This is a genomic window from Streptomyces sp. TLI_053 (genome assembly GCF_900105395.1).
Classification (GTDB): Bacteria; Actinomycetota; Actinomycetes; order Streptomycetales; family Streptomycetaceae; genus Kitasatospora.
Genome location: NZ_LT629775.1, coordinates 5,139,202 through 5,161,851, shown reverse-complemented (window position 1 = coordinate 5,161,851; position 22,650 = coordinate 5,139,202). Strand labels below are relative to the sequence as shown.

The following is a 22,650-nucleotide window of genomic DNA, read 5'->3' as shown; positions in this document are numbered from 1 at the left end:
GGCCGCATGGCGAGGGCGAACGGCGGTCCGGCGGCGGGGACGGGCATCGGCACGGCGAAGCTCCGGGCCTGGTGGTCGCACCGGCAGTGGCTGGACGGCGCGCACCCGGAGGCGTCGGTCGGCGAGGTGCTGGCGGCCACCGGGTGGGCCAGGTCGGTGGGAGGGGCGGCGCCCTACCTGGGCCTGTTCGCCCGGGCCGGGCTCGGCCGGGCGGCCGTGGACGCCGCGGTGGCCCGGCTGGAGGCGCACGAGCTGCCCGCCGCGCGCGGCTGCACCTACATCGTCCCGGCCGAGGACTACGCGCTCGCCCTGGCGGCCGGCGCGGCCGTGCCGGAGGGCGAGGTGGCGTCCGCCGCGAAGCACCTGGGGGTGACCGCGGGCGAGGTCGAGCGGCTCTGCCTGGCGGTGGACCGCGCGCTCGCCGAAGCACCGGGGCCGCTGGACCCGGCGGCGATCCGGGTGGCCGTCGGCGAGGCCGTCCGGTCGCTGGGCGAGCCGGGGCGCAAGCGCGGGCTGTCCACCACCCTGCCGCTGGCCCTCGGGCTGATGCAGTCGCGCGGACAGCTGCGCCGGGTGCCGGCCAACGGCCGGCTGGACCAGCAGCGGTACGGCTACGCGCGGTGGGACCAGCCGGTCGGCGGCGGCACGGCGGACCTGGCCCGGCGCTATCTGACCTGGGCCGGCCCGGCCTCGCTGAAGCACTTCCGGTGGTTCTCCGGTTTCGGCGCCGCCACCGCCCGGCAGGCGTTCGCGGAGGCGGGCGCGGTGCCGGTGGCCCCCGGTTCGGAGCTGCTGATGCTGCCCGAACTCGTGGACGCCTTCGCCGGGTTCACGGTGCCGACCGAACCGCACTACACGCTGCTGGCCGGGATCGACGGCATCCACCTGCTGCACCGCGAGCTGACCCGGCTGGTCGACCCGGCCGACGCGGTCCGTCCGGTGCCGGCCGGCCGGGCCGGGCGGAGCTTCGGCAGCGAGGCCGACCCGCAGACCCACGTCGTGCTGGACCGGGGCCGGATCGTCGGCTGCTGGGAGTACGACACCGAACGCGCCGAGATCGTCCATCTGTCCTTCGTGCCGTCGAACGCCGGGCTGCGGTCGGCGGTGGCCCGGACGGAGGAGTTCGTCCGGGCGGAGCTGGGGGACGCGCGCGGCTTCAGCCTCGACTCGCCGAAGAGCCGGGCGCCCAGGATCGAGGCCCTGCGGGCGAGTTCGGGCGAATAGGCGCTCCGGCCGACGCCATTTGGGGGTCGGCATAGAGTACGAACCATGTCGACTTCGAACGAGTTCGCCCAGCCGCACGGCTCCGACCCGGCCGGCGTGCTGCTGATCACCGGTGCCGGTCGCGGCATCGGCGCCGCGACCGCCCTGCTGGCCGGACGGCGGGGCTACCGGGTCTGCGTCAACTACCGCTCGGACGAGGCCGCCGCCGCCTCGGTGGTGGACGCCGTCCGGGCCGGGGGCGGGGAGGCGCTCGCCGTCCGCGCCGATGTCACCCGCAGTGCCGAGGTGGCCCGGCTGTTCGCCACCGTCGACGCCGAACTGGGCCCGCTCACCGGGCTGGTGAACAACGCCGGGACGCTGGAGCGGCAGAGCCGGCTGGAGGACATCGACGAGGAGCGGCTCAACCGGATCTGGGCCGCCAACATCACCGGACCGTTCCTGTGCGCCGCGCAGGCCGTCCGCCGGATGTCCACCCGGCACGGCGGGCGGGGCGGCGCGATCGTCAACGTCTCCTCCGCCGCCTCCCGGCTGGGCTCGCCCAACGAGTACGTGGACTACGCGGCGGCGAAGGGGGCCGTCGACTCGATGACCCGGGGGCTGGCCCTGGAGGTCGCCGACGAGGGCGTCCGGGTCAACTGCGTCCGCCCCGGCCTGATCCACACCGGCATCCACGCCCTGGGCGGGGAGCCAGGTCGGGTCGACCGGGTCGCGCCGAACCTGCCGATGCGGCGCGGTGGGCGGCCGGACGAGGTCGCGGAGGCGATCCTCTTCCTGCTGTCGCCGGCCTCCTCGTACACCACCGGCGCCTTCCTGGACGTCGCCGGCGGGCGCTGACGCCGACGGGGCCGGCGGGGGGCGGGGCGCGGTGGCGCGGGCAGGTCGGCGGCGCGGCGCGGGCGGTCGCGGGTCCGGCGGAATGGGGGATTCCTTCCCCTCGCGCGGTCCGCGACCTTACGGTGGGCCCATGACCGACGACCTGCCGGACCGTGAAGCCGACCTGCCGTCCTCTTTCATCGACATCCCCGGAGTGCGCAACTTCCGCGACGCGGGGGGCGTCGGCGCACTCCGCCGGGGCGTGCTGTTCCGCTCCGGCTCCTTCCACACGCTCGCCCCGGAGGGCGCGCTGCGGCTGAAGGCCCTGGGCCTGCGCACCGTGATCGACCTGCGCAGCCCGGTCGAGGCGGAGGTCTGGCCGGACCTGCGGCACGGCCTCGACCACGAGGCGCTCAGCCTTCCCACCCTGCCCGCCGACCGGGAGGACACCGACCGGCCGTGGCCGACGGGCCAGGAGGAGCTCTACCCGTTCATGGCCTCCACGGCCGGCCCGTCGCTGGTCGCCGCGATCCGCCGGCTCGGCACCCCGGGCGCCCTGCCGGCCGTCGTCCACTGCGCCGTCGGCAAGGACCGCACCGGTCTCACCGTCGCGGTCGTCCAGACCCTGCTGGGTGCCTCCGAGGACGACATCACCGCCGACTACCTGCTCTCCAACACCGGCCTGGGCCTGCTGGACGGCCCGGCCCCGTACATCGACGAGACCGGCGCCGAGCGGATCTCCCGCCCGATCTCGGAGGAACTGCTCGCCTCCTCCTTCGCCTGGATCCGGGACCACCACGGCTCCGTGCCCGCCTACCTCCGCGCCCACGGCAGCACCGACGAGGACCTCGCCGCCCTCCGGGCCAACCTCTCCGCGTAGGGCGGGTCCTCCGGCCCCGGACGGCACGCGGCGACGCGGCCGGCCGGGGCCTGCCGGGGTCTGCCGCGGCGGTCCCGACCGGCCGGGGCCGGCCGGGGTGGCCTACTGGCGTTCCAGGTGCCACCACTGGGTCGGGGAGTCGGTGTCCTCCCACTGGTGGACGGGGTCCGACGGGGCGGCCGGGGCGGTGAGGGCCTTGCCGCTGACGAAGCTGGTGAGGGTGCAGGTGCCCGGGGCGTCGAGGTGGTGCTCGACCAGCCACTCCTGCGCGCCGAAGGCGTTGGCGGACCACTGCTGGACGGGCACGCCGTTGTCGGTCGCGGCGCCGGTGACGTCCAGGCGCTTGCCGCCGGCGACGTTCTCGACGTGGAACAGCGCACCGCCCGGGTGGACGGCGGTCAGCCGCCAGAGCTGGGCGTCCGAGCCGTCCTCGGGAGCCAGCAGGACTTTGACGCCGCTGCGGCGGCTGCCGCCGGGGACCTCCAGCAGCAGGCCGGTGGCGACGTTCCGGATCCGGTAGCGGCCGTCGGTGATCTTGTGCTCGGTCACCCGTGGAGTGTCCCACCGGGCACCGACAGTCCCGCCCGCCGCGCCGGGGTCCGCTGCTCCCAGCCGAAGGCCGCGGCCAGGGCCAGCACCACCGCGGCGACCTCCGCCAGGGCCGAGACCGCGGTGCCGAGCAGCGTGCCGGCCGCGACCGCGGCGGCGGCCAGCAGCCGCGGCAGGTTCGGCCCGAGGTCGAAGGTGCGGCGGACCGCGGTGTTGACGACCAGGAAGAGCGCCACTCCCCCGGCCAGGGCGGCCGCCTGGGCGCCGGTGATCGGCGCCCCCGGGTGCGCGACCGCCGACTTCACCCCGGCGGCGAACAGCAGCACCCCGAGCAGCAGCCCGTAGTGGCCCAGGTTGTAGACGCTGACGGCGAGCCGATTGCGCCGGTCGGAGGGCAGCGCGGCCATGCGGTGCTCGGCCCGGGTGTCGTCGTCGTGCCCGAAGTACGCCCACCAGAGCCCCACGCAGACGGCCAGGCTCAGCAGGGCGACCCCGACGAGCGGGGCGCTGAGCTCGGCGGTGCCCGCGCCGACGCCGATCGCGATCACCGACTCGCCGAACGCGATGATCACCACCAGGCCGTGCCGCTCGACGAAGTGGTCCGCACGCAGTTGGAAGCTGGGCAGGTCGACCAGCCGGGGTATCGCGAACTGCAGGGCGAAGGCGGCCGCCCAGAAGGCCAGCTGGACCGAACCGGTGAGGTAACCGCCGGCCACCACCAGCCCGGTGTTGACGAGGTTGAGCCCGCCCATCCGGAGCACCGGGCCGAGCGCCACCCCGGACATCGCGAACATGCCCGTGTGCACGGCCACCACCAGCAGGTACGCCCAGCCGAAGGCGGCGCCACTGCCCTCGAAGGCGTGCGGTACGGAGAGCGAGATCACCAGGAAACCCGCCATCGCGAGCATCAGCAGGCAGCGCCGGCCGTGGGTGCTCGGCGGCATGGCGTTGGTCAGCCAGATGAAGGCGTCGTACATCCACCAGATCACCGCCAGCATCACCAGGACCTGGGCGAAGCCGCCCGGGGTGAGGTGGTGGGCCAGGCTGCCGGTCAGCTGGGTGACGGTGAAGACGAAGACGAGATCGAGGAAGAGCTCCAGCGGCGCCGCCCGGAGCGAGGGCTCGGCGGTGGCGTCGAGGAGAACGGGTGCGGGCGTGGGGGCGGTGGCTCCGCCGGCGGCGGAGGTACTGGTCGCGATCACCCGCGCGAGTATGGGGGACGGCGGACCGCCCCCGCCGGGGTTTCCGCCAGTCGGGCGGCGGCCGACGGCCCACCGACACCGGCCGGACGCCGTCCGGCCATCGGCGGACACCGGAGGGCGGGGCGGCGGGCGGACACCGGCGGGCGGGCCGCCGCAGGTGCCGGGTTATGGTCGGAGCTCCGGGGAGCCCCGGGGCCGGTCGCCCCGGAGTCCCGAGGAGTCCGCCGCGGGTCCGCACCGGATCCGCCTGGAGTCGAGGAGTGGAACCGACGATGGCGAGGATCCCGAACGCGCTCACGGCCACCGCCCCCGCCGCGCTGACGGCGGCGGGCGGTCTGGTCGGCGGCTACGGCGTCGCCCGGTGGAGCGGCAGGCGACAGCTCGGCGGTGCCGTCCTGGCCGTGGCCGGTGCGGGCGCCGCCGCACAGTGGCACCGCCGCTCGGGCGCGCCCGCCGCGGCCGCCCTGACCGGGCTCTACGTGGTGGCCTTCGGCGGCTCGCACCCGCTGGCGAAGCGGATCGGCGCCTGGCCCGCCGTCCTGGCCGTCACCGGGGTGGTCACCGCCGCCTCGGCCGCCACCACGGCGCTCGTCACCCGGAAGAGCTGAGCGGCGCCGCTCTCACGCCCGACCCCTCACGCCCGCCCCTTCACCCCGCTCCCCCGCCGCCGAACCGGGCCTCGAACGCGGCCCGGTTCGGCGACACCGGCGTCCGGTCCCAGACCGCGAAGACCACCCGGTCGAAGGCCGCCCCGTACCGGGCCAGCGCCAGTTCGAACGCCTCCGCCACCTCGGCCGGGTCGTTGCGGAACACCCCGCAGCCCCACGCCCCCAGCACCAGCGCGCGGATCCCGTGCCGGGCCGCCGCCGCGAGCACGCGCTCGGCCCGCTCGGCGAGCACACCACGGACGTCCACCCCGTCGCCCCCGGCCCGCAGGGCGAGCTGGCCGGCGTTCGGCGCGGGCGAGGTCAGGAATGTCACCGGGTACGGCCGCGCCAGCAGCCCGCCGTCCTCGCCCCGGATCACCGGCACCCCGGGCGAGACGATCACCCGGTGGCTGTACCGGAGGTCGCCGGAGGCGCGGTGCGCCGCGTAGTAGTCCGGCGCCTCCACCAGGCTGGTGTAGAGGAGGGCGCTGCGGCAGAGGTCCTCCTCCTGGGCCCGGGCCCCGCGCAGATAGCCGCCGCCCGGGTTCCGCGCGGACGCGAAGTTCAGCACCCCGACCGGGCCCGCCCCCGCCCCGAACAGCCGGCGGGCCGCCTGGACACTGCCCTCGGCCGTGACCTCGACGGTGCCGGCGTCCGCCGTCGGCCCCGGGCCGCCCGCCGAGACCAGCGCGTCGAGAGCGGCCGGGTCGTACGACACCGTCCCGGCCCTGGACGCCGTCAGGCGCTCGGCCAGATCGACGGAGTCGCCCCCGGACGCGCGGTAGCTCCCCCGCTCGGCGATGCCCTCGTTCACCGCCGCCACATCACGCAGTCTGCTGCTCATGCGACCGACCGTAGGTGACCGGGCGGGCGCCGCGCCACTGGTTATTCTCAGCAGCAGAACAACGGCCGTGGGCGACGGCGGCCCCGGGAACGCCGAACGGCCACGGGCCCGCTCCGACGATGCGGAGCGGGCCCGTGGCCGTGGTGCCGTGCGGTGCGCGGGTCAGCGCGGGCCGGCGTCAGTTCTTCCAGCGCGGCTTGCGGTCGTCGCGGTTGAAGCCGGCGTTGTAGCCACCGGAGGAGCGGCCGCCGCGCTCGTCGCCGCGGTCGCGGTTGAAGCCGCCGCCGGCCTGCGGACGGCCGCCGGAGCGGTGGTCGTCACGGCGGGCGAACGGACGGTTGTTGCTGCCGCCGCGCTCGTCGCGGTCACGGCCGAAGGCCGGACGGTCACCGAAGGAACGGGCCGGACGGTCGCCGAAGGAACGGCCGCCGCGGTCGTCACGGTCACGGTTGAAGCCACCGCCCTGGCCGCGGTCACGGTCGCCGAAGGAACGGCCGCCGCGGTCGTCACGGTCACGGTTGAAACCGCCGCCCTGGCCGCGGTCACGGTCGCCGAAGGAACGGGCCGGACGGTCGTCGCGGTTGAAGCCGCCGCCGCGGTTGAAGCCACCGCGCTCGCCGCGGTCACGGTCGCCGAAGGAACGGCCGCCGCGGTCGTCGCGGTCACGGTTGAAACCGCCGCGCTCGCCGCGGTCACGGTCGCCGAAGGAACGGCCACCACGGTCGTCACGGTCACGGTTGAAGCCACCGCGCTCGCCGCGGTCACGATCGCCGAAGGAACGGCCACCACGGTCGTCACGGTCACGGCCGGAACCGCCGCGCTCGCCGCGGTCACGGTCGCGGTTGAACGCCGGACGCTCGTTGCGCGCCTCGCGGTACGACGGCGTGCGCTCCTCGGTCGGCTCGGCGGCGGCCGGCTCGGTCACGGTCGCGACGGAGGTCTCCTCGCCCTCGGCGGCCGGGGCCTCGTCCACGATGCCCAGCTCGGCCCGCTCGCGCGCGGCCCGCGAGGCGAGCCGGTCGGCCTCCTCGCGCAGCTCGGTGGCGCGGCGCTGCGCGCGCTCCAGCTGACGGGTCATGTCGGCGATCTCGCGCTCGGCGGCACCGGCGATGTTCGCCGCGCTCTCCGCCTGGACCTCGACCAGCGAGCGGGCGCCGGTGATCCGGGCCACCTCGGCGTCGAAGGCGTGGTCCAGGATGTGGCGGCCGGCGTCGACGCCCGCGTCCTCCATCAGGCGGAAGACGCTGCGGCGCTGGTGCGGCAGCACCAGGGTGACGACGGTGCCGGAACGGCCGGCCCGGGCGGTGCGGCCGGAGCGGTGCAGGTAGTCCTTGTGGTCACCCGCCGGGTCGACGTTCAGCACCAGGTCGATGCCGTCGACGTGGATGCCGCGGGCGGCGACGTCGGTCGCGACGACAACGTTGACGTAGCCGTCCTTGAAGTCGCCGAGCACCCGGGTGCGGGCGCCCTGGGTCATGCCGCCGTGCAGCGCGTCGGCCTTCACACCGGCCTCGAGCAGCTGCTCGGCGACCCGGTCGGCGCCCATCTGGGTGCGGACGAAGATGATCGTGCGGCCCTTGCGGGCGGCGATCGCGTTGGTGATCGGCGCCTTGTCCTTGGGCTTCACCACGAGGATGTGGTGGGTCATGGTGGTCACGGCGCCGGCCGACGGGTCGACCTCGTGGGTGACCGGGTTGTTCAGGTAGCGCTTGACCAGGGTGTCGATCTCGTTCTCCAGGGTGGCGGAGAACAGCAGGCGCTGGCCGCCGGCCGGGACCTGGTCGAGGATCTCGGTGACCTCGGGCAGGAAGCCCATGTCGGCCATCTGGTCGGCCTCGTCGAGCACGGCGACCTGGACGTCGTCGAGCTTGGCGGAGCCGCGGTTGATCAGGTCGCGCAGACGGCCGGGGGTGGCCACCAGGACGTCGACGCCGCGCTCCAGCGCGTAGATCTGGTTCGACATCGAGGTACCGCCGCAGACGACCTTGAGGCGCAGGCCGAGCACCGAGCCGAAGGGCTCCAGGGCGTCGGCGACCTGCATGGCCAGCTCGCGGGTCGGGACCAGGATCAGACCGCGCGGCGACTTGGCGCGGGTGCGCTCGCCGGCGGCGAGGCGGGTCAGCAGCGGCAGGCCGAAGCTGAGGGTCTTGCCGGAGCCGGTACGGCCGCGGCCCAGCACGTCCTTGCCGGCCAGGGCGTCCGGGATGGTCGCGGCCTGGATCGGGAACGGGGTGGTGACACCGCGCTTGGCGAGGGCGCGAACGACCTCGTCCGGCAGGCCCAGGTCGCCGAAGGTGAGGGTCGGCTCGGCCTCGACGGCCTCGTCGTCGCCCTCGGCGGTGTCGGTGGCGTCGTCGGCCTCGGCGGCGTCGGCGGCGTCGTCCGCGACGGCCTCGGTGGTGTTCTCCTCGACGGCGTCGACGGCGGCGATCAGCTCGGCGTCGGCCTCGGGGGCGGTGGTGGTGACATCGGCGGCGGACTCGCTCGCGGGCATGGCGAAGCGGGCGTCGTCAACGAGAGACATGCAAAACCTTCCGGAAGTGGCACGCGCCAAAGTCCGGGGTTCTGTTTCACAACCGCCTCTATGCGGTCAGCCACGGATCGCCGGAACGCGCCAAGGGCGCCAGATGGGTGTAGGGCGCCAGACAAATGAATCAAACGAACGATCTACCACCATAGACGAGCCTGGGGATCGGAGGCAAATGCCGAGGCCAGGCTGTGATTCAAGTCCCTTCAGTGTGCGGCCGGTCCGGCGCTGGGGGCCGCCGTGGCGCTGGGGGCGACCGTCGGTTCCGGGGCCGGGGTGGCGGTCGGGGCGGGGGTGGTGCGGCCGGGCTCCGGCGAGGCCGGGTGGCCGGAGGGACTGGCCGCCGGGGCGGAGGCCGTGGCACCGCCGGTACGGCCGTCGCCGGTGCCGGTGGTGGCTCCCGTGCCGCCGGGGTGGCCGGTGCCGCCGGCGGCGGCGCCCGTGCCCGCCGTGCCGCCGGCCGCGCCGCCCGTGACGGCTCCGCCCGGACGAGGTGCGGGGCTGGCGCTCGCGCCCCCGGCGGTGCCGCTCGCGCCGGGCGCGGGCTCGCCGGGGGCCGCCGCCGGTACCGGGTCCGCGACCGCGGGCGCGCCGTTGACGCCGCCCGCGCCGTTCCCGCCCCCGGCGCCCGCCGCGCCGTTCGCGCCGACGGCCGGCTCCCCGGGGGCCGCGTTCATACCGCCGGCCGAGGCGCTCTGGGCCTGCGCGCCCCCGGCCCGCTCCGACCGCCCGACCGCGCCGCCCTGGTGTCCGCCGCCGCTGGGCGAGGCCGAGGCGGTCGGCCCCGGCCTGGTCGGCGTCCCGGCCTGGCCGACCGGCACCGTGCGGTGCTTCTCGTCCGCGCCCGGCCCGACCGACATGCACCCCGTCAGCCCCAGTCCGGCCACCGCCAGGGCCGCCACCGCCCGGACCGCCCCGGTCCGCACCGTCCGCGTCCGCTCCGGCCCGTCCCGGTCCACCGCCGTCTCCCGCTCCGCCACCGCACGCATCGCACGCATCGCCGCCACCGAGCTCCCTCTCCCGCCCCGCCCGGGCCGCCCACCACGCGCGCACGGCCACCCTTGCGGGTGCCCAACGCGCGCCCCCGGCGCACGGACACGGGTGGACGCACCGGGAGCACTCGAACGAGCGTCGGCCGGGCCCCCTTCGCCCGGGAGTGCGAACGCCCGGGCGTTCGACGGCGGGCCCGCGGACGAGGGGGTCAGCCCCAGAGGGCCCCGGCCAGCCCGGCGCCCGCGTACACCGCCGCCAGACCCGCCGCGACGCTGCCCAGGACGTTCACCAGCGCGTACCGCCCGGCCCCGCCCTCGGCCAGCCGCAGCGTCTCGTACGAGAACGTCGAGTACGTGGTCAGCGCGCCGCACAGCCCCGTCCCCAGCAGCAGCTGGACCTGCGAGGACGCGGCACCGGCCGCCACCGCCCCGGTCACCAGCCCGAGGACCAGGCAGCCGGCCACGTTCACGGTGAAGGTCCCCCAGGGGAAGACCGAGTCGTGCCGGGACTGCACGGCCCGGTCGGTCAGGTAGCGCAGCGGCGCGCCGACCGCCGCACCGAGCACCACCAGCAGCCAGTTCACGCCCCGCCCTCCCCCGCGCCGCCCGTCGAGCCCGTGCTGTCGGCCCCCGCGTACCGGAGCAGCTCGCAGCGCTCCAGGGTCACCGGCCCGGCCGGCCGCAGCTCCTCCAGCTCGGGCAGGAAGGCCCGCACCCGCTCCTCGCTGTCCACGATCACCACCGCCACCGGCAGGTCCTCGCTCAGCGACAGCAGTCGCGCCGTGTGCACCAGCGAGGACGCGCCGAAGCCCTCGATCCCCCGGAACACGCTCGCCCCGGCCAGCCCGGCGGCCCGCGCCCGGTGCACGATCTCGCTGTACAGCGGGCGGTGGTGCCGGCGGTCGTTCTCGCCGACGAGCACGGTCAGCCGCAGTGCGGGCCCGCCCTGCCGGGCGGCCTCCCCGGCCTCCCCGCGTGCTCCGGCCGTCATGCCCGCACCCCGGCCCGCCGCAGCAGTCCGCGGGTCACCGCGGCCGCCGTCCAGACCGCCGCCAGCGCCGCCAGCAGCGTCAGCGCCAGGTACCCCGCCGCCGGGCCGGGCCGCCCCTCCGCCACCAGCCGGCGGAAGTCCACCGCGTACGTCGAGAAGGTCGTGAACCCTCCCAGCACACCGGTCCCGAAGAACGGCCGCACCAGCGGGTGGACCGGCCGCCCCTCGGTGATCACCACCAGGAAGACCCCGATCACGGCGCATCCCACCACGTTCACCAGCAGCGTCGTCCACGGGAAGGCCGACGGACCGGTCGGCCACAGCAGCCCCGCCCCGTACCTGGCCGTCGCCCCCAGAACCCCGCCGGCCGCGACCACCGCCACCGCCGGCCCCTGCCCGCGCAGCACCGGCGGGCGCCCCCGCGCCGCCGGGCCGGGCCCGGCACCGTCCGCCACCAAGTCCTCCGAAGTCGCCACAGCCCCATCAAACACCGGCGATCGACGGTGCCGACCGCCTGGCACACCGTCACCCCAGACCCGACAATGATCCGGTGGAGATGACCCCGGAAGACTTCGAGGTACTGGTCGCGGACGCGCTCGACCTGATCCCGCCGCGGCTCGCCGCGATGATGGACAACGTCGCCGTCTTCGTCGAGGACGAGCCCGACCCGGCCGACCCGGAACTCCTCGGCCTCTACGAGGGCACCCCGCTCACCGAGCGGGGCGAGTGGTACGCGGGCGTCCTCCCCGACCGGATCACCGTCTACCGGGGCCCGACCCTGCGCCTGTGCGAGGACCGCGAGCAGGTCGTCGAGGAGGTCCGCACCACGGTGATCCACGAGGTCGCCCACCACTTCGGCTTCGACGACCACGAGCTCGACGAACTCGGCTGGTCCTGAGCCCCGCCCCGGAACCGCCCCCACCGGCCGGCCCCACCGCCCGGCCCCGACGACCCACCCGCCCACCTGGCCGAAACCCGTTTTGGCGATCCGCCCGACATCCCATATGCTTCTCGACGTCCCCGAGCGCCGGAAACGGCGGGACAGGCCGCAAGCCCTCATCGTCTAGTGGCCCAGGACGCCGCCCTTTCAAGGCGGTAGCACGGGTTCGAATCCCGTTGGGGGCACGCAGTACCGTAGTACAGTGCAGTGAAGCAAGACCCAGTAAGACCTGGGTGGTTCGCCACCTCGAGGTCCCGTGGAGCAGTTGGTTAGCTCGCCACCCTGTCAAGGTGGAGGTCGCGGGTTCAAGTCCCGTCGGGATCGCTCGTCTCGCAAGAGACGGTGCAGTACGGCCAGGTAGCTCAGTTGGTACGAGCGTCCGCCTGAAAAGCGGAAGGTCGCCGGTTCGACCCCGGCCCTGGCCACAGCCGCCTGAAAAGGCAAAAAGGCCCCGGAGAGGTTCTCTCCGGGGCCTTCTGCATGTTCCTGTACGCCCACCCGGGCTACGGACGGAGATCGACCTGGACGACGGCGTGGCGGCCGCTGGTGCGCCACGGCGTCCCGGCGCTGTCGAGCCGAGCGAGGACGGCCGCGTCGACGCCGACGATCACGTCCGATTTCAGCGTCCGCAGAGCCGTGACGGCCGAGGGGAAGTGGCCGGCCGCCTCGGCGAAGAGCGTCGTGGGCGGCCACAGCTGATCGCCCACCAGCCGGCGGTAGTTGAGGTCGCCCTTGAGCACCGTCATGGCTGCGTCGGCGAACTCGGAGCGAAGGTCGGCGGGCATGTCGTGGAACGGCAGCGGCGCGCAGAAGAACGGGTGCGTGCGGATCACGAGTGCTCCGCTGCTCATCGCTCCCCACAGTCGTTCGCCGATCGTCCTGGCCGCCGGTGCGATCGCGGTGCGCAAACGCTCGACGGTGGCGAGGACATCGGCCGTCGTCGCGTCCGACACGTAGTACGGCTGCGGCTTCACGTGGACGACGACCTGCGCCGCCAGGCCGGACGCCAGGAGATGGTCGACCAGCACGAGGTCCGGCAGGAGCTCACGGCCGGCGTTGTCCGCGACGATGCAGACGCGCCCGCCACGGGCCCGTTCCAGCTCGGCCCAGAGCGACTCGCTGTCGTCGGCCACCAGGTCGGACGCGATCGACGCTCCGGCCTCTGCGGTGATCCGGAAGCTCAGGTCGGCGCGGTTGCCCCAGAGCGCCGAGGAGAGCAGCGCGGCGGCTCGTTCGTGGGTGAGGTCCGAGGGCAGGTCGCCGAGGGCCGCCAGCTCGGCGTCCACGGCCGGGCCGGCGAGTTCGGCGTCCTTGAACGGTGCGAACGGGTCGATGCCCTGCCAGGCCCCCGGCCGGAAGTAGCCGGTGGCTTCGAGCAGTCTGCGGTAGAAGTAGCTCTCGGCCCACAGGAACGGCGCCTCGCCCCACGGTCGTCCGAACAGGCCCTCACCCCACTCCAGCCACTGCTGGTGGTCGTGGGCGCCGGCGCTCAGCGGTTGCAGCACACCGCTGGTGCTCTCGGCGAGGAGGTCCTCGACTGCGGCTCGCTGGCTCGGCCCGTACGGCAGTGCGTCGAGCACCTGCTGAACGAGCTTCGGGTGCCGCTCGTGGAAGACGTCCCGGGCGAACGAACCGGGAGTGCCGCTCAGGATCACACGTGCGCTGGACATGCTTGGATTCGTCCTTCTTCTCGACGGGGGAATCCGGCAGACCCGGGGGCGAGCGGAAGCGGCGCGGGAAAACCGAAGGGCCCGCACCGCGAGTGCGCGGTGCGGGCCCGGGCCGGGCGGCGGAGCCGGACGGCCGGAAGTACTACAGCGGGCGAATGTTCTCCGCCTGCGGGCCCTTCTGGCCCTGCGTGACGTCGAACTCGACCTTCTGGCCCTCGAGCAGCTCGCGGAAGCCGCTGGCGTTGATGTTCGAGTAGTGGGCGAACACGTCGGGGCCGCCACCGTCCTGCTCGATGAAGCCGAAGCCCTTTTCCGCGTTGAACCACTTCACGGTGCCGTTAGCCATGAAAAAATATCCTTCGAATGGGACGTCCGGAACTCACAGGTCGCGAGTTCCGCGTCGCCGTGATGATGACCCACCCGGAGAAATGGCCGGGTAACAAAATACGCCTGCGATCAGAATCAGCAGGCGCACACAAAGTTCATGGGAACCACAACTGCAACTACCACGACTGTAGCAGGGTCCGTACCTCAACGGGGGAGCTCTCCGCGGCCAGTTCTGGGGTGCGGCTCGGACCCGCGGGGGCGCTCGGCGCTCGCCCGGGCCGGCGGTGCCGGTGCCCCCGGCCGCGCACCGCCGTCCGCCCCCCGGCGTCCAAGATCCAAAATATCCGGCGGATCAAGCCACCCACGATGCCGAAATCAAGCGCATACTGGCCGGGATGACGAATTCAGCCGCGCCCCGGCGCCACCTCCCCACCAGCCCCTTCCGTCAGGCGGCTGCCCCGCCGCCGCCCAAGCAATTCGCCGTCGGAGACCGGGTGACGCACGACGAGTACGGTCTCGGCCGCGCCATCGGCGTCGAGGGCGAACTCGCCGTACTGGTCGACTTCGGCTCACGGACCGAGCGGATCACCGCACCCTTCGCCAAGCTCTTCCTGCTCTGACCCCCGGCGCCCGGTCGACGCGGTCGCCGACCGGCGCGAGGGGCACCGCCTCGGCTCCGCCCGTCGGAAGGCCGTCGCGTGCGGCGCCGGTCGACGCCGGTGCCGACGCCGCGCTGCCCGGAGAGCCCGCTCTTCGGGACGTCCGCGTGCGCGGGCGCGGTGGCGGAACACTTTGGGGTCGCCCGGCGACTCAGCAGACCGCGCGCATGAACCCGGAGCACTCCGCCCTTCTCGACGAAGCCTGCCGGAGCCTGCCCGACGGCTTCGAGGTGGGATCTCGGGCGACACCCGCGACTACCCGCTGATGGGCATCCCGCTCTACCTGTTGGTCGACGCCCGGCAGAAGACCGTCACCCTGTTCAGCCGGCCCGACGGGGCGAGGTACCACCGCCGCGAGGACGTCGAGTTCGGCGAGACCCTGCACATCCCCGAGCCGTTCGGCTTCGACCTGGTCACGGGCGACCTGCTGCCGTACTGACCCGAAAAGGTGCCCCTATAGCTTTCGTCAAGCAGTGGCCGTGGCCGGCGGCTGGTAGAGGGTGCCGTCGCGGAGCATGGCGAAGAGGACGTCGATGCGGCGGCGGGCAAGTGCGACGAGGGCCGCGACGTGGTGCTTGCCCTCGCGTCGTTTCCGGTCGTAGTAGGCGCGTGACTCCGGCTGGGACAGCGAGGCGAACGCGGCGAGGTAGAAGGCCCGTTTGAGCTGTTTGTTGCCGCGCCGGGACGGGTGCTCGCCCCGGACGGACGACCCGGAGGCGCGGGTGACGGGCGCCAGGCCGGCGTAGGCGGCGAGGTGGGCGGCGCTCGGGAAGGCGCGGGCGTCACCGACGTCGACGAGGATCCGGGCGGCGGTCCTGACCCCGATGCCGGGCATCGAGGTCAGGACCGGGGAAAGAGGGTGGGCCTCCAGGAGTTCCTCGATCCTCGCGGCGAGGAGTCTGCGCTGGTCGAGGACCGCGGTCAGCGAGGTGGCGAGGCTGGGGACGATCAGCGCGGCGGCCTCGGTGCCGGGCACGACGACGGTCTGCTCGTCGAGGGCTGCGAATATGTCCTCGACCAGGCGCTCGGCCATCCGCGGGGCCTTGGACCGTAGCAGTGCGGTCAGTCGCCGTCGGCCTGCCTTCCTCAACTGGGCCGGGGAACCGTGCCGTTCGAGCAATGACAGGACGGCCGGGTGGTCGAGCCGAGGCCCCAGGACCCGCTCCAAGGAGGGGTGGATCTGGGTGAGCAGGCCGCGCAGGCGGTTCTTGATCCTCGTCGACTCGCCGGCGAGGTCGTCGTCGAATCCGGCGATCATCTCCAGCTCGGCGACGGTCTCGTCGGCTGGCACCAGGTCGCGCAGGGTGTGCGGCATGGCGCGGGCGGCGTCCGCGATGACGTGCGCGTCGCGGGCGTCGGTCTTCGCCTCGCCCGGATAGAGGTCCGCGATCCGGCGCATGGTCAGGCCGGGCAGGTAGGCGGTGCGGCAGCCGGTGTCGCGGGCGACGGCCAGCGGCAGGGCGCCGATGGTGGCCGGCTGGTCGACCACCACGAGCACGGTCCCGTGCTTGGCCTGGAGTTTCGTGAACAGCTCGCGGAGCCTGGGCTCGTTGTTGGGCAGTGCCTTGTCGAAGACCTTCTTGCCGGCCGGGGTGAGCGCGGTCGCGTGGTGCTCGCCCTTGCCGACGTCCAGGCCGAGATAGACGTCAATGCTGTCGGTGCTGGTCAACTGCCCCTCCCCAGGTCTCGCTCTCCCGGCCCTGTGGCATCGGCGTGCCGGCATCCACGTTACGGAGAGCCTGCCTCGCCCGGTGTGGGATCGGCGCTCAAGCCCCTCATCAGCGGTCTGCCAACGCCTCCGAGCCCGGTGACACCACCTTTTCGATCATCCTCGACAGGGGGCGGAAGTCATGCCGGGCCGGGAGGCCGGGAACCCCGTTGCGGGGCCACGAAAACGGTAACGGGTGGGCGGAGGAAGGCGGGGCCCGCGATCATGGCGGGCATGGAGTCCAGTTTTCTCGGGATCGACGAGGTGGCCGGGGTTCCGGCGGTCGCGGTCGTGGTCGATGTCATGCGTGCGTTCACCGTGGCCGCCTGGGCGTTCGAGCGGGGGGCCGAGAGGATCGTGCTCGCCGGGTCGCTCGACGAGGCGCTGGCGCTCAAGGCCCGGCAGTCGGGGTGGGTGGCGCTCAAGGACGGGGCGGCGGCGCCCGGGTTCGACGCCGTCAACTCGCCGGGGCTGCTGCGGGACGTGGACCTCGGCGGACGGACGGTGGTGCAGAAGACCACGGCCGGGACGGTCGGCGCGCTCGCGGTGAAGGACTCCCCGCTGGTGCTGTGCGCCGCCTTCGTGGTGGCGGGGGCGACGGCGCGGCTGCTCCGGGACCGGGGGTGCGGGAGCGTCACCTACGTGGTCACCGGCGAGGACGGGCGGGCCGAGGAGGACCGGGCGTGCGCCGAGTACATCGCCGCGCGGGCCGCCGGGGACGGGACGGGCGCGGCTGCGGGGGCCGGGGCGTACCTCCGCCGGGCCGCCGGGTCGCGGGCCGCCGCCGAGTTGGCGCAGGGGGTGCGCGAGGGGGCCCATCCCGACGACGTCGCGCTCTGCCTCGAACTCGACCGGTTCTCCTTCGCCATGGTGGCGTCCCAGGAGGACTCGCTGACGGTGCTGCGGCCGGTCGCCGTGCCCGCCGTTCCCGCCGGGCTCTGACCGGCGCACCGGCGGGCCCCGGGGAGCGGACTCCCCCGGGGCCCGCCGGGTCGTACCGGGCTCAGCGGGCGGTCAGTTCTCCGCCCAGCCCTTCTTGGTGCCGATCAGGGAACCGTCCGCCGCGTAGAGGCGGAGCTCGGCGGCGATGCCGCGCTTGGCGGCGCCGATCCAGCGGGCCTCGGAGTCGCCGAGGGAGAGGATCGCGGGCTCCGCGGTGACGCCGTCGGCCCACTCGATCACGGCCCGGGCGACGCCCGGCCGCACCAGGCCGATGTCCACCTTGGGGACGGTGTACAGCGGGTCCTCGGTGCCGTTCTTGGCCTGGGCGCCGAACCAGAAGTGGGCGAAGTCGTCCCGCAGCGACGGGTCCGTGTGGAAGAAGCCCACCGGGGTCCCGGGCGGCGCGACGAAGGTCTCGTCGGAGCGCGCGAGCCGCTTGCCGTCCTGGACGTAGTAGAAGACCACGTGGTCGGCGTCCGGCGTCCCGTACTGGTTCAGGTAGTCGTCGGTGGGCGCGGGCCAGAGGTAGCCGGCGTCGGCGTCCTCCTGCCAGATCAGCCGGGCCTGCTCGCGGATCCGCTCCTTGCCGGGGGCCGGCCACAGGGCCGCCCAGACGCTCCAGGGCTTGCCGTCCTTGGTACCGGCGAGCACCTGGATCCGGGTCGGGGAGAGCGGGTCGCGGGGTGCGCCCGGGGTTGCGGCGGGCCCGCCGGCGGCCGGGGTCAGCACGGTGGACACGTCCACGCTCGACGCCACCACCGCCGTCCCGCCGGACGGTCCGCCGATCCCGCCGTTCACCGCCGCCACGCCGCCGAGGGCGGCCACCAGGGTCAGGGCCAGCGCCCCGCCCAGGGACGTGCGCCGCCGGACCAGCCGCCGCCGGCCGCCGGCCAGCACCGCCCCGTACGGCGCCGGACCGGTCTCGAACGTCTCCGCCAGCCCGGCCAGGGCCCGGGCCACCTGCTCGCCGCCCGCCGCCCCGCTCTCCTGCGCCTCGTCGCGGTTCATGCCGCACCTCCGATGCTCGTCATGGTGATGAGTGAGGAGAGCTCCCGCAGCTTGGCGATGCCCTTCGACGCCTGGCTCTTGACCGTGCCCACCGAACAGCCCATGGCGGCGGCGGCCTGGGTCTCGCTCAGGTCCTCCCAGTACCGCAGCACCACCGCCTGCCGCTGGCCCGGCGGCAGGGTGCCGAGCGCCTCCAGCAGGGCGGCCCGCTCGTCCAGGCGGGCGAAGCCGTCCGGACCGGTCCGTTCCGGCACGGCGTTGACCAGCTGCTCCGGGACCCGGCGCCGGAAGCGGCGGGCGTGCTCGTTGACGACGATCCGGCGCACGTAGGCGTACGGCTCGTCGGCCTTGGTGACCCTCCCCCAGGCGGCGTAGGTCCGCTCCAGCGCGGTCTGCACCACGTCCTCCGCCAGGTAGCGGTCCCCGGTCAGCAGGAACGCCGTCCGCATCAGACGTGGCCAGGCACCGGTCACGAACGCGTTGAAATCGGCGTCCCGCTCGGCCTTCTTGGCTCCCATGAGTACCTCCTCGCCCTCCCAGAGCCCGCTCCGGCCGCGAACCGTTGCCGCGGCGGTCCGCGGGGTGGTCCGCGAGGGCAGTCCGAACGGGCAGGGGAGGAGGTCAGCAGGGTAGAGGGCCGAGCGGGCGGGCCGGCCGACGGGTCGGCCGGCGGCCCGGCGGGCGGGTCAGCCGGCGGGCGGGATGTTGAAGTTGAGCCGGAACAGGTTCCCCGGGTCGTGGACCGCCTTGAGCTCGCTGAGCCGCCGGTGCACGGGCTCCGGGTAGGCGGTGCGCACGACGGCCGGGTCGGCGTCGTCCAGGCCGAAGAAGTTGGCGAGCGCGCCGCCGGTGGACCACGGGCGCAGCCGCTCGTGCAGCGCGGCGTGCGCGGTGCGCAGCCCGTCCAGCGGGACCGGTCCGATCATGCTGGTGGAGAAGGCCAGGTAGCCGGCGTCCCGGCCGCCGACGGCGTTCGGGACGGCGGGCTCGCGCGAGTAGGCGCCGCCCTGGAGCCGGAACTCGACGATCAGCGGGCTGTCGGCGTCCGGTCCGGCGAGGTCCAGGACGGCGTCCGCCGTCTCGCCGGTGAACTCGCGCAGGGCGGTGTTGCGGTCGTACGCGGGGTGCGCGAACGGCGGCTCGTGGTGGATCGTGCCGGCCTCGGTGAAGGGCAGTTCGCGGACGGTGTCGAGGAGCGGGGTGCCGAAGGCGCGCAGCGGCCGGACCCAGTCCTCGCCCTGCTCGGCCGGGCCGCTCCAGGCGACCCGCAGGACGACGGCGTAGCGGCCGCGGATCGGCTCCGGCACGGCGTCGATGTCGGGGTAGCGGATGAGCTGGGCGGAGGTGGCGAGCTCCTCGGGGACGGTCCGGCTCCACTCGGCCCAGCCGTGCAGCGCGGCGGCGGCGGATTCGGCGGGGTAGTAGAGGCCGCCGCCGTAGAGGCCGGTGCAGGGGACGAGGTCGATCTCCATCGCGGTGACGATGCCGAAGTTGTCCTTGCCGCCGCGCAGGGCCCAGAACAGGTCGGGTTCGGTGCCGGGGCCGGTCTCGAGCAGTCGGCCGTCGGCGGTGACGACCTCCAGCCGGCGGACGTGGTCGGCGGCGAAGCCGTACCGGCGGCCGAGCAGGCCGATGCCGCCGCCGAGGGTGTAGCCGACCGCGCCGACGTCGGGGTTGGAGCCGCTCAGCGGGGCGAGGCCGTGCGGGGCGGCGGCGTCGAGCACCTGGCGCCAGCGGACGCCGGCGCCGACGGTGGCGGTCCGGGCGGCCGGGTCGACGGTGACCTGGTCGAGCGCGGCGGTGTCGATCACCAGCTGGCCGTCGGTGGGCACGGAGATGCCGTGGCCGGTGGCGCGGACGGCGACGGCGAGTCCGTGCTCGGCGGCGTACCGGACGGCGGCGACCACATCGGCGGTGTCGGCGGCGGACACCACCAGCGCCGGGCGGTGGTCCAGCGCGAGGTTGTAGCCGGTCCGTCGGGCGTCGTACTCGTCGTCTCCCGGCCGGTGCACCGGCCCCTTGGTCTCGATCATGCGGGGAGGCTAACCCGCGCGGGGGCGGAGCAATCCCGTCCGTATCCGATCTCTGTCAGGTTTCCGGCGAACGGGTTCTGACGGACGGTCACCTGCGCGCGGCCCGGCCGCGGCCTCCCCCCGGGACCGCGGCCGGGCGGTCGCGGGCGCTACCGGCTGTCGCCGGAGGCGCGGGTCATGATCTCCAGGTTGTGGCCGTTCGGGTCCTCGAAGTAGGCGCCGCGGCCGCCGAACCAGTCGTTGACGCGGCCGGCGTGGCGGTGGAACGGGTCGGCCCAGTAGGTGATGCCGCGGTCCTGGACCCGGCCGAGGATCTCGTCGAACTCCTCGTCGCCGACCAGGAAGGCGTAGTGCCCGGTGGGGACCGGCCCGTCGATCCGCATCACGTCCATCGCGACGTCGTTGGCCAGCCGTACAACAAGGAAGGGCTCGCTGCGCACGGGGGCGGCCAGACCGAGGATCTCGGTCAGGAAGCGCGCGGTCTCCTCGTCGTCCCGTGCCGGAACGATGGTGTGGTTCAGCTGAACGGCCATGGAACGCTTCCCTCCTGGGACTTCCGGACGTACCGACGAGCGTAGGACTTGAAGTCCGCTTCACGTCAAGCATGTCGTAAACTACACGATGTAGTGCACTGCAAGGAGGTTTTCCCCGTGACCGAACAGACCGCCCCGGCCGCGAGACCCGCCGACCCGGCCGACGGCACGAACGCCGTCGTCCCGGACGCCGACCCGGACGTCACTCCGGCCACCGCGCGCCGCGGCATGCCGGAGAAGCGGGTGGCGATCGCCCGCGCGGCGCGCACCGTGTTCGGCCGCGAGGGCTTCACCCGCACCAGCGTGGACGCCATCGCCGCCGAGGCCGGCGTCTCCAAGCGGACCATCTACAACCACTTCGCCGACAAGGAGCAGCTGTTCCGGTCGGTGATCCTGGAAGGCGCCGGCACGGTGGCCGCCACCCAGGCGAAGATCGCCGACCGCCATCTGCGCAAGATCGTCGACCTGCGCACCGACCTGGTCGACTTCGGTCTGGAGCGGGTCGACTCGCTCACCACCTTCGCCGAGCACTGGGCGCTGGTGCGCACCATCGAGGCCGAGGCGCTGCACATCCGCCCGGCGGTGCTGGAGGCCTGGCAGGACGCCGGCCCCCGGGAGACCCACCGGGTGCTGACGCACTGGATGGCCGACTTCGCCGAGCGCGGGCTGCTGGTGGTGCCCGACCCGGCCGAGGCCGCTCGGATGCTCAACCTGCTGACCTTCCTCGCCGTCGCCCAGCCCACCTTCTACGGCGCGCTGCCGATGCCGGCCGAGCGGATCGCCGAGGTCGTGGAGCACGGCGTGGCGGCGTTCCTCGCGGTGTACGGCGTACCGGACCGGGGCTGATCGGCGCCGGCCGTCCGGCCGGACCGCCGCCGGCCCGCCACCGGCACCAGCACCAGCACCAGCACCAGCACCAGCACCAACCGGACCACCACCACCGACGGGGGCACGGAAAGATGGAACTCCGCTTCGTGGACGTCGGGCCGGACGGGCCCGCCCTGCTGCGGGACGTCGCGCCGCTGCTGCTGGCGCTGCGCCCGGCGCTCGGGGCGGACGGCTTCGCCGCCTTCGCGGCCGAGGCGCACGCCCAGGGCCTGGTGTTCACCGCCGCGTACGACGGCCGGGGCCGCTGCCTGGCGGTGGCCTCGCACCGGGTCCTGGCCACCAGCCGGGGGCGGCTGTTCTTCGTCGACGACCTGGTGACCGCGCCGTCGACCCGATCCGCCGGCGTCGGCGGCCGGCTGTTCGCGGTGCTCCGCGAACGGGCCGCGGCGGCCGGCTGCGTCCGGATCGAACTGGACTCCGGCACGGCCAACCACGGCGCGCACCGGTTCTACCACGCGCACCGGATGGCGGTCACGGCACTGCACTTCGGCCTCGACCTCCGGGACGTGCCGTCCGGGTCACGCCCCGGCGCACCTCTTTAGCATCCGGCCGGTGGCCCCCGAACCGGTTCCGGACGCGATGTGTCAGGTCCACGGCCGGACTTGACGGACCCGTCGGTACGCCTTTGACCCTCCCGCGGGCCGCCGCCCAGGATTCCGGCCATGGGAGAAAACACCGCAGAAAACGCCCCGCTTTTCCGTTCCCGGGCCGAGATCCGGATTTCCGCCACCCCCGACGAGATCTATTCGGTGATCAGCGACCTCCCGCGCTGCGGCGAGTGGAGCCCGGAATGCCAGGGCGGCAGCTGGGTCTCCGGCGCGCCCGCCGAGGTCGGTTCGGTGTTCCGCGGCGAGAACCTGCGCAGCCCGGACGTGGTCGCCTGGGCGCCGGTGGTCCGCGGCACCTGGTACACCCACGCCGAGGTGGTCGCGGCCGAGCCCGGCCGGACCTTCCGCTGGGCCATGCGGGACACCGGCGGCCGCGCCCAGGACAGCGTCTGGGCTTTCGACGTGGCCCCCGGCGCGGACCCGGAGGCGGACCACAGCGTGCTGGTGCACCACTTCCGGATGGGCTCCGCCACCGAGGGGATCCGGGGCATCACCGCCGGGATGGACGAGGACGCGAAGCGCCGCTTCTTCGCCGAGTGGGGCGACAAGGTCGCCGCCGACCTCGGGGTGACCCTGGAGCGGATCAAGCGGGTCGTCGAGAAGGAAAGCTGAACCGCCCCCCCCTGAAAGACATCCGGAAAAGGCTCCTGGCACGAGATCCCGGC

At 74.3% G+C, this 22,650-nt stretch carries 26 protein-coding genes and 3 tRNA genes; 14 read left to right on the top strand and 15 right to left on the bottom strand.

All coding sequences use genetic code 11. From position 1 onward, the window contains the following. The first annotated feature begins 6 nt into the window (after window positions 1-6). The 3 genes from BLU95_RS20915 to BLU95_RS20905 all read left to right on the top strand — a co-directional run bounded on the left by BLU95_RS20915 (window position 7) and on the right by BLU95_RS20905 (window position 2,917). The gene (locus BLU95_RS20915; RefSeq protein WP_093861375.1) at window positions 7-1,224 is read left to right on the top strand and encodes a DNA glycosylase AlkZ-like family protein; all 1,218 of its coding nucleotides are present in this window, start codon (window positions 7-9) and stop codon (window positions 1,222-1,224) included. 45 nt (window positions 1,225-1,269) lie between these two features. Then, the gene (locus tag BLU95_RS20910) at window positions 1,270-2,058 is read left to right on the top strand and encodes an SDR family oxidoreductase (protein ID WP_093861374.1); all 789 of its coding nucleotides are present in this window, start codon (window positions 1,270-1,272) and stop codon (window positions 2,056-2,058) included. Window positions 2,059-2,188: 130 nt separating this feature from the next. Then, on the top strand, window positions 2,189-2,917 hold the full coding sequence (locus tag BLU95_RS20905) for a tyrosine-protein phosphatase (RefSeq protein ID WP_093861373.1): 729 nt from the start codon (window positions 2,189-2,191) through the stop codon (window positions 2,915-2,917). Window positions 2,918-3,019: 102 nt separating this feature from the next. Here BLU95_RS20905 and BLU95_RS20900 read toward each other — a convergent pair whose 3' ends face one another. Together BLU95_RS20900 and BLU95_RS20895 are read right to left on the bottom strand one after the other, a co-directional pair. After that, the gene (locus BLU95_RS20900) at window positions 3,020-3,466 is read right to left on the bottom strand and encodes an RICIN domain-containing protein (RefSeq protein WP_093861372.1); all 447 of its coding nucleotides are present in this window, start codon (window positions 3,464-3,466) and stop codon (window positions 3,020-3,022) included. Continuing rightward, window positions 3,463-4,668 carry a low temperature requirement protein A gene (locus tag BLU95_RS20895; RefSeq protein WP_159424956.1) on the bottom strand — a complete coding sequence of 402 codons (1,206 nt, stop codon included), beginning with the start codon at window positions 4,666-4,668 and terminating at the stop codon, window positions 3,463-3,465. The genes BLU95_RS20900 and BLU95_RS20895 overlap by 4 nt, the downstream gene beginning before the upstream one ends. A 272-nt stretch (window positions 4,669-4,940) precedes the next feature. On the opposite strand from BLU95_RS20895, the gene BLU95_RS20890 reads away from it, so the two are divergent. Further along, the gene (locus BLU95_RS20890; RefSeq protein ID WP_093861370.1) at window positions 4,941-5,276 is read left to right on the top strand and encodes a hypothetical protein; all 336 of its coding nucleotides are present in this window, start codon (window positions 4,941-4,943) and stop codon (window positions 5,274-5,276) included. Between the two features lie 40 nt (window positions 5,277-5,316). Here BLU95_RS20890 and BLU95_RS20885 read toward each other — a convergent pair whose 3' ends face one another. The 6 genes from BLU95_RS20885 to BLU95_RS20860 form a co-directional block, all read right to left on the bottom strand. Further along, a complete protein-coding gene (locus BLU95_RS20885; RefSeq protein WP_093861369.1) occupies window positions 5,317-6,159 on the bottom strand; it encodes a TIGR02452 family protein in 843 nt (280 codons plus the stop codon). Between the two features lie 178 nt (window positions 6,160-6,337). Continuing rightward, entirely contained in the window at window positions 6,338-8,683 is a 2,346-nt protein-coding gene (locus BLU95_RS20880) for a DEAD/DEAH box helicase (protein ID WP_093861368.1), read from the bottom strand. 209 nt (window positions 8,684-8,892) lie between these two features. Further along, a complete protein-coding gene (locus BLU95_RS20875; RefSeq protein WP_093861367.1) occupies window positions 8,893-9,684 on the bottom strand; it encodes a hypothetical protein in 792 nt (263 codons plus the stop codon). Between the two features lie 203 nt (window positions 9,685-9,887). Next, a complete protein-coding gene (crcB, locus tag BLU95_RS20870) occupies window positions 9,888-10,262 on the bottom strand; it encodes a fluoride efflux transporter CrcB (protein ID WP_093861366.1) in 375 nt (124 codons plus the stop codon). After that, window positions 10,259-10,669: a DUF190 domain-containing protein gene (locus BLU95_RS20865; protein WP_093861365.1), complete on the bottom strand. Its 411-nt coding sequence runs from the start codon at window positions 10,667-10,669 to the stop codon at window positions 10,259-10,261. Before BLU95_RS20865 ends, crcB begins: the two co-directional genes overlap by 4 nt. Beyond that, window positions 10,666-11,145, bottom strand: a complete 480-nt coding sequence (locus BLU95_RS20860) for a fluoride efflux transporter FluC (RefSeq protein ID WP_173862089.1) — start codon at window positions 11,143-11,145, stop codon at window positions 10,666-10,668. Before BLU95_RS20860 ends, BLU95_RS20865 begins: the two co-directional genes overlap by 4 nt. A gap of 80 nt (window positions 11,146-11,225) precedes the next feature. On the opposite strand from BLU95_RS20860, the gene BLU95_RS20855 reads away from it, so the two are divergent. From BLU95_RS20855 to BLU95_RS20840, 4 genes are all read left to right on the top strand, one after another. Next, window positions 11,226-11,567, top strand: coding sequence for a metallopeptidase family protein (locus BLU95_RS20855; protein WP_173862274.1), 342 nt, complete (start codon window positions 11,226-11,228; stop codon window positions 11,565-11,567). Between the two features lie 154 nt (window positions 11,568-11,721). Next, window positions 11,722-11,794: transfer RNA gene (locus BLU95_RS20850), tRNA-Glu, on the top strand. A 65-nt stretch (window positions 11,795-11,859) separates the two neighbouring features. After that, window positions 11,860-11,933: transfer RNA gene (locus tag BLU95_RS20845), tRNA-Asp, on the top strand. A gap of 27 nt (window positions 11,934-11,960) precedes the next feature. Continuing rightward, window positions 11,961-12,034 (top strand) — tRNA-Phe (locus BLU95_RS20840). A gap of 78 nt (window positions 12,035-12,112) precedes the next feature. Here the strand turns inward: BLU95_RS20840 and BLU95_RS20835 are convergent. Together BLU95_RS20835 and BLU95_RS20830 are read right to left on the bottom strand one after the other, a co-directional pair. Next, window positions 12,113-13,279, bottom strand: coding sequence for a damage-control phosphatase ARMT1 family protein (locus tag BLU95_RS20835; RefSeq protein WP_093861362.1), 1,167 nt, complete (start codon window positions 13,277-13,279; stop codon window positions 12,113-12,115). A gap of 142 nt (window positions 13,280-13,421) precedes the next feature. Then, window positions 13,422-13,625, bottom strand: coding sequence for a cold-shock protein (locus BLU95_RS20830; protein ID WP_014136787.1), 204 nt, complete (start codon window positions 13,623-13,625; stop codon window positions 13,422-13,424). 376 nt (window positions 13,626-14,001) lie between these two features. On the opposite strand from BLU95_RS20830, the gene BLU95_RS20825 reads away from it, so the two are divergent. Together BLU95_RS20825 and BLU95_RS20820 are read left to right on the top strand one after the other, a co-directional pair. Beyond that, window positions 14,002-14,226, top strand: a complete 225-nt coding sequence (locus BLU95_RS20825) for a hypothetical protein (protein WP_093861361.1) — start codon at window positions 14,002-14,004, stop codon at window positions 14,224-14,226. Window positions 14,227-14,530: 304 nt separating this feature from the next. Next, the gene (locus tag BLU95_RS20820) at window positions 14,531-14,704 is read left to right on the top strand and encodes a Uma2 family endonuclease (protein ID WP_093861360.1); all 174 of its coding nucleotides are present in this window, start codon (window positions 14,531-14,533) and stop codon (window positions 14,702-14,704) included. A gap of 27 nt (window positions 14,705-14,731) precedes the next feature. Here the strand turns inward: BLU95_RS20820 and BLU95_RS20815 are convergent, their stop codons facing one another. Next, the gene (locus BLU95_RS20815) at window positions 14,732-15,934 is read right to left on the bottom strand and encodes an IS110 family RNA-guided transposase (RefSeq protein ID WP_093858221.1); all 1,203 of its coding nucleotides are present in this window, start codon (window positions 15,932-15,934) and stop codon (window positions 14,732-14,734) included. Window positions 15,935-16,207: 273 nt separating this feature from the next. On the opposite strand from BLU95_RS20815, the gene BLU95_RS20810 reads away from it, so the two are divergent. Further along, window positions 16,208-16,915, top strand: a complete 708-nt coding sequence (locus tag BLU95_RS20810) for a 2-phosphosulfolactate phosphatase (RefSeq protein WP_093865014.1) — start codon at window positions 16,208-16,210, stop codon at window positions 16,913-16,915. A 72-nt stretch (window positions 16,916-16,987) separates the two neighbouring features. Here BLU95_RS20810 and BLU95_RS20805 read toward each other — a convergent pair whose 3' ends face one another. From BLU95_RS20805 to BLU95_RS20790, 4 genes are all read right to left on the bottom strand, one after another. Further along, a complete protein-coding gene (locus BLU95_RS20805; RefSeq protein ID WP_093861359.1) occupies window positions 16,988-17,923 on the bottom strand; it encodes a hypothetical protein in 936 nt (311 codons plus the stop codon). Next, a complete protein-coding gene (locus tag BLU95_RS20800) occupies window positions 17,920-18,441 on the bottom strand; it encodes a SigE family RNA polymerase sigma factor (RefSeq protein ID WP_093861358.1) in 522 nt (173 codons plus the stop codon). The genes BLU95_RS20805 and BLU95_RS20800 overlap by 4 nt, the downstream gene beginning before the upstream one ends. Window positions 18,442-18,609: 168 nt before the next feature. Further along, window positions 18,610-19,956, bottom strand: coding sequence for an FAD-binding oxidoreductase (locus tag BLU95_RS20795; protein WP_093861357.1), 1,347 nt, complete (start codon window positions 19,954-19,956; stop codon window positions 18,610-18,612). Window positions 19,957-20,105: 149 nt separating this feature from the next. Next, window positions 20,106-20,489, bottom strand: coding sequence for a VOC family protein (locus BLU95_RS20790; RefSeq protein ID WP_043467156.1), 384 nt, complete (start codon window positions 20,487-20,489; stop codon window positions 20,106-20,108). A gap of 117 nt (window positions 20,490-20,606) precedes the next feature. Between BLU95_RS20790 and BLU95_RS20785 the strand changes: the two genes are divergently transcribed. The 3 genes from BLU95_RS20785 to BLU95_RS20775 all read left to right on the top strand — a co-directional run bounded on the left by BLU95_RS20785 (window position 20,607) and on the right by BLU95_RS20775 (window position 22,597). Beyond that, window positions 20,607-21,335 carry a TetR/AcrR family transcriptional regulator gene (locus BLU95_RS20785; RefSeq protein ID WP_231977705.1) on the top strand — a complete coding sequence of 243 codons (729 nt, stop codon included), beginning with the start codon at window positions 20,607-20,609 and terminating at the stop codon, window positions 21,333-21,335. Between the two features lie 113 nt (window positions 21,336-21,448). Beyond that, a complete protein-coding gene (locus BLU95_RS20780) occupies window positions 21,449-21,919 on the top strand; it encodes a GNAT family N-acetyltransferase (protein ID WP_093861356.1) in 471 nt (156 codons plus the stop codon). Window positions 21,920-22,039: 120 nt separating this feature from the next. After that, window positions 22,040-22,597: an SRPBCC family protein gene (locus BLU95_RS20775; RefSeq protein ID WP_093861355.1), complete on the top strand. Its 558-nt coding sequence runs from the start codon at window positions 22,040-22,042 to the stop codon at window positions 22,595-22,597. The last annotated feature ends 53 nt before the right edge of the window (window positions 22,598-22,650 follow it).

Bases quoted from the DNA above. Each gene is read 5' to 3' on its own strand.
- BLU95_RS20790 (WP_043467156.1), bottom strand. From the start codon at position 20,489: ATGGCCGTTCAGCTGAACCACACCATCGTTCCGGCACGGGACGACGAG.
- BLU95_RS20865 (WP_093861365.1), bottom strand. From the start codon at position 10,669: ATGACGGCCGGAGCACGCGGGGAGGCCGGGGAGGCCGCCCGGCAGGGC.
- BLU95_RS20905 (WP_093861373.1), top strand. From the start codon at position 2,189: ATGACCGACGACCTGCCGGACCGTGAAGCCGACCTGCCGTCCTCTTTC.
- BLU95_RS20825 (WP_093861361.1), top strand. From the start codon at position 14,002: ATGACGAATTCAGCCGCGCCCCGGCGCCACCTCCCCACCAGCCCCTTC.
- BLU95_RS20805 (WP_093861359.1), bottom strand. From the start codon at position 17,923: ATGAACCGCGACGAGGCGCAGGAGAGCGGGGCGGCGGGCGGCGAGCAG.
- BLU95_RS20890 (WP_093861370.1), top strand. From the start codon at position 4,941: ATGGCGAGGATCCCGAACGCGCTCACGGCCACCGCCCCCGCCGCGCTG.
- BLU95_RS20910 (WP_093861374.1), top strand. From the start codon at position 1,270: ATGTCGACTTCGAACGAGTTCGCCCAGCCGCACGGCTCCGACCCGGCC.
- BLU95_RS20835 (WP_093861362.1), bottom strand. From the start codon at position 13,279: ATGTCCAGCGCACGTGTGATCCTGAGCGGCACTCCCGGTTCGTTCGCC.
- BLU95_RS20855 (WP_173862274.1), top strand. From the start codon at position 11,226: ATGACCCCGGAAGACTTCGAGGTACTGGTCGCGGACGCGCTCGACCTG.
- BLU95_RS20775 (WP_093861355.1), top strand. From the start codon at position 22,040: ATGGGAGAAAACACCGCAGAAAACGCCCCGCTTTTCCGTTCCCGGGCC.
- BLU95_RS20780 (WP_093861356.1), top strand. From the start codon at position 21,449: ATGGAACTCCGCTTCGTGGACGTCGGGCCGGACGGGCCCGCCCTGCTG.
- BLU95_RS20875 (WP_093861367.1), bottom strand. From the start codon at position 9,684: ATGCGTGCGATGCGTGCGGTGGCGGAGCGGGAGACGGCGGTGGACCGG.
- BLU95_RS20885 (WP_093861369.1), bottom strand. From the start codon at position 6,159: ATGAGCAGCAGACTGCGTGATGTGGCGGCGGTGAACGAGGGCATCGCC.
- BLU95_RS20820 (WP_093861360.1), top strand. From the start codon at position 14,531: ATGGGCATCCCGCTCTACCTGTTGGTCGACGCCCGGCAGAAGACCGTC.
- BLU95_RS20915 (WP_093861375.1), top strand. From the start codon at position 7: ATGGCGAGGGCGAACGGCGGTCCGGCGGCGGGGACGGGCATCGGCACG.
- BLU95_RS20795 (WP_093861357.1), bottom strand. From the start codon at position 19,956: ATGATCGAGACCAAGGGGCCGGTGCACCGGCCGGGAGACGACGAGTAC.
- BLU95_RS20810 (WP_093865014.1), top strand. From the start codon at position 16,208: ATGGAGTCCAGTTTTCTCGGGATCGACGAGGTGGCCGGGGTTCCGGCG.
- BLU95_RS20880 (WP_093861368.1), bottom strand. From the start codon at position 8,683: ATGTCTCTCGTTGACGACGCCCGCTTCGCCATGCCCGCGAGCGAGTCC.
- BLU95_RS20800 (WP_093861358.1), bottom strand. From the start codon at position 18,441: ATGGGAGCCAAGAAGGCCGAGCGGGACGCCGATTTCAACGCGTTCGTG.
- BLU95_RS20830 (WP_014136787.1), bottom strand. From the start codon at position 13,625: ATGGCTAACGGCACCGTGAAGTGGTTCAACGCGGAAAAGGGCTTCGGC.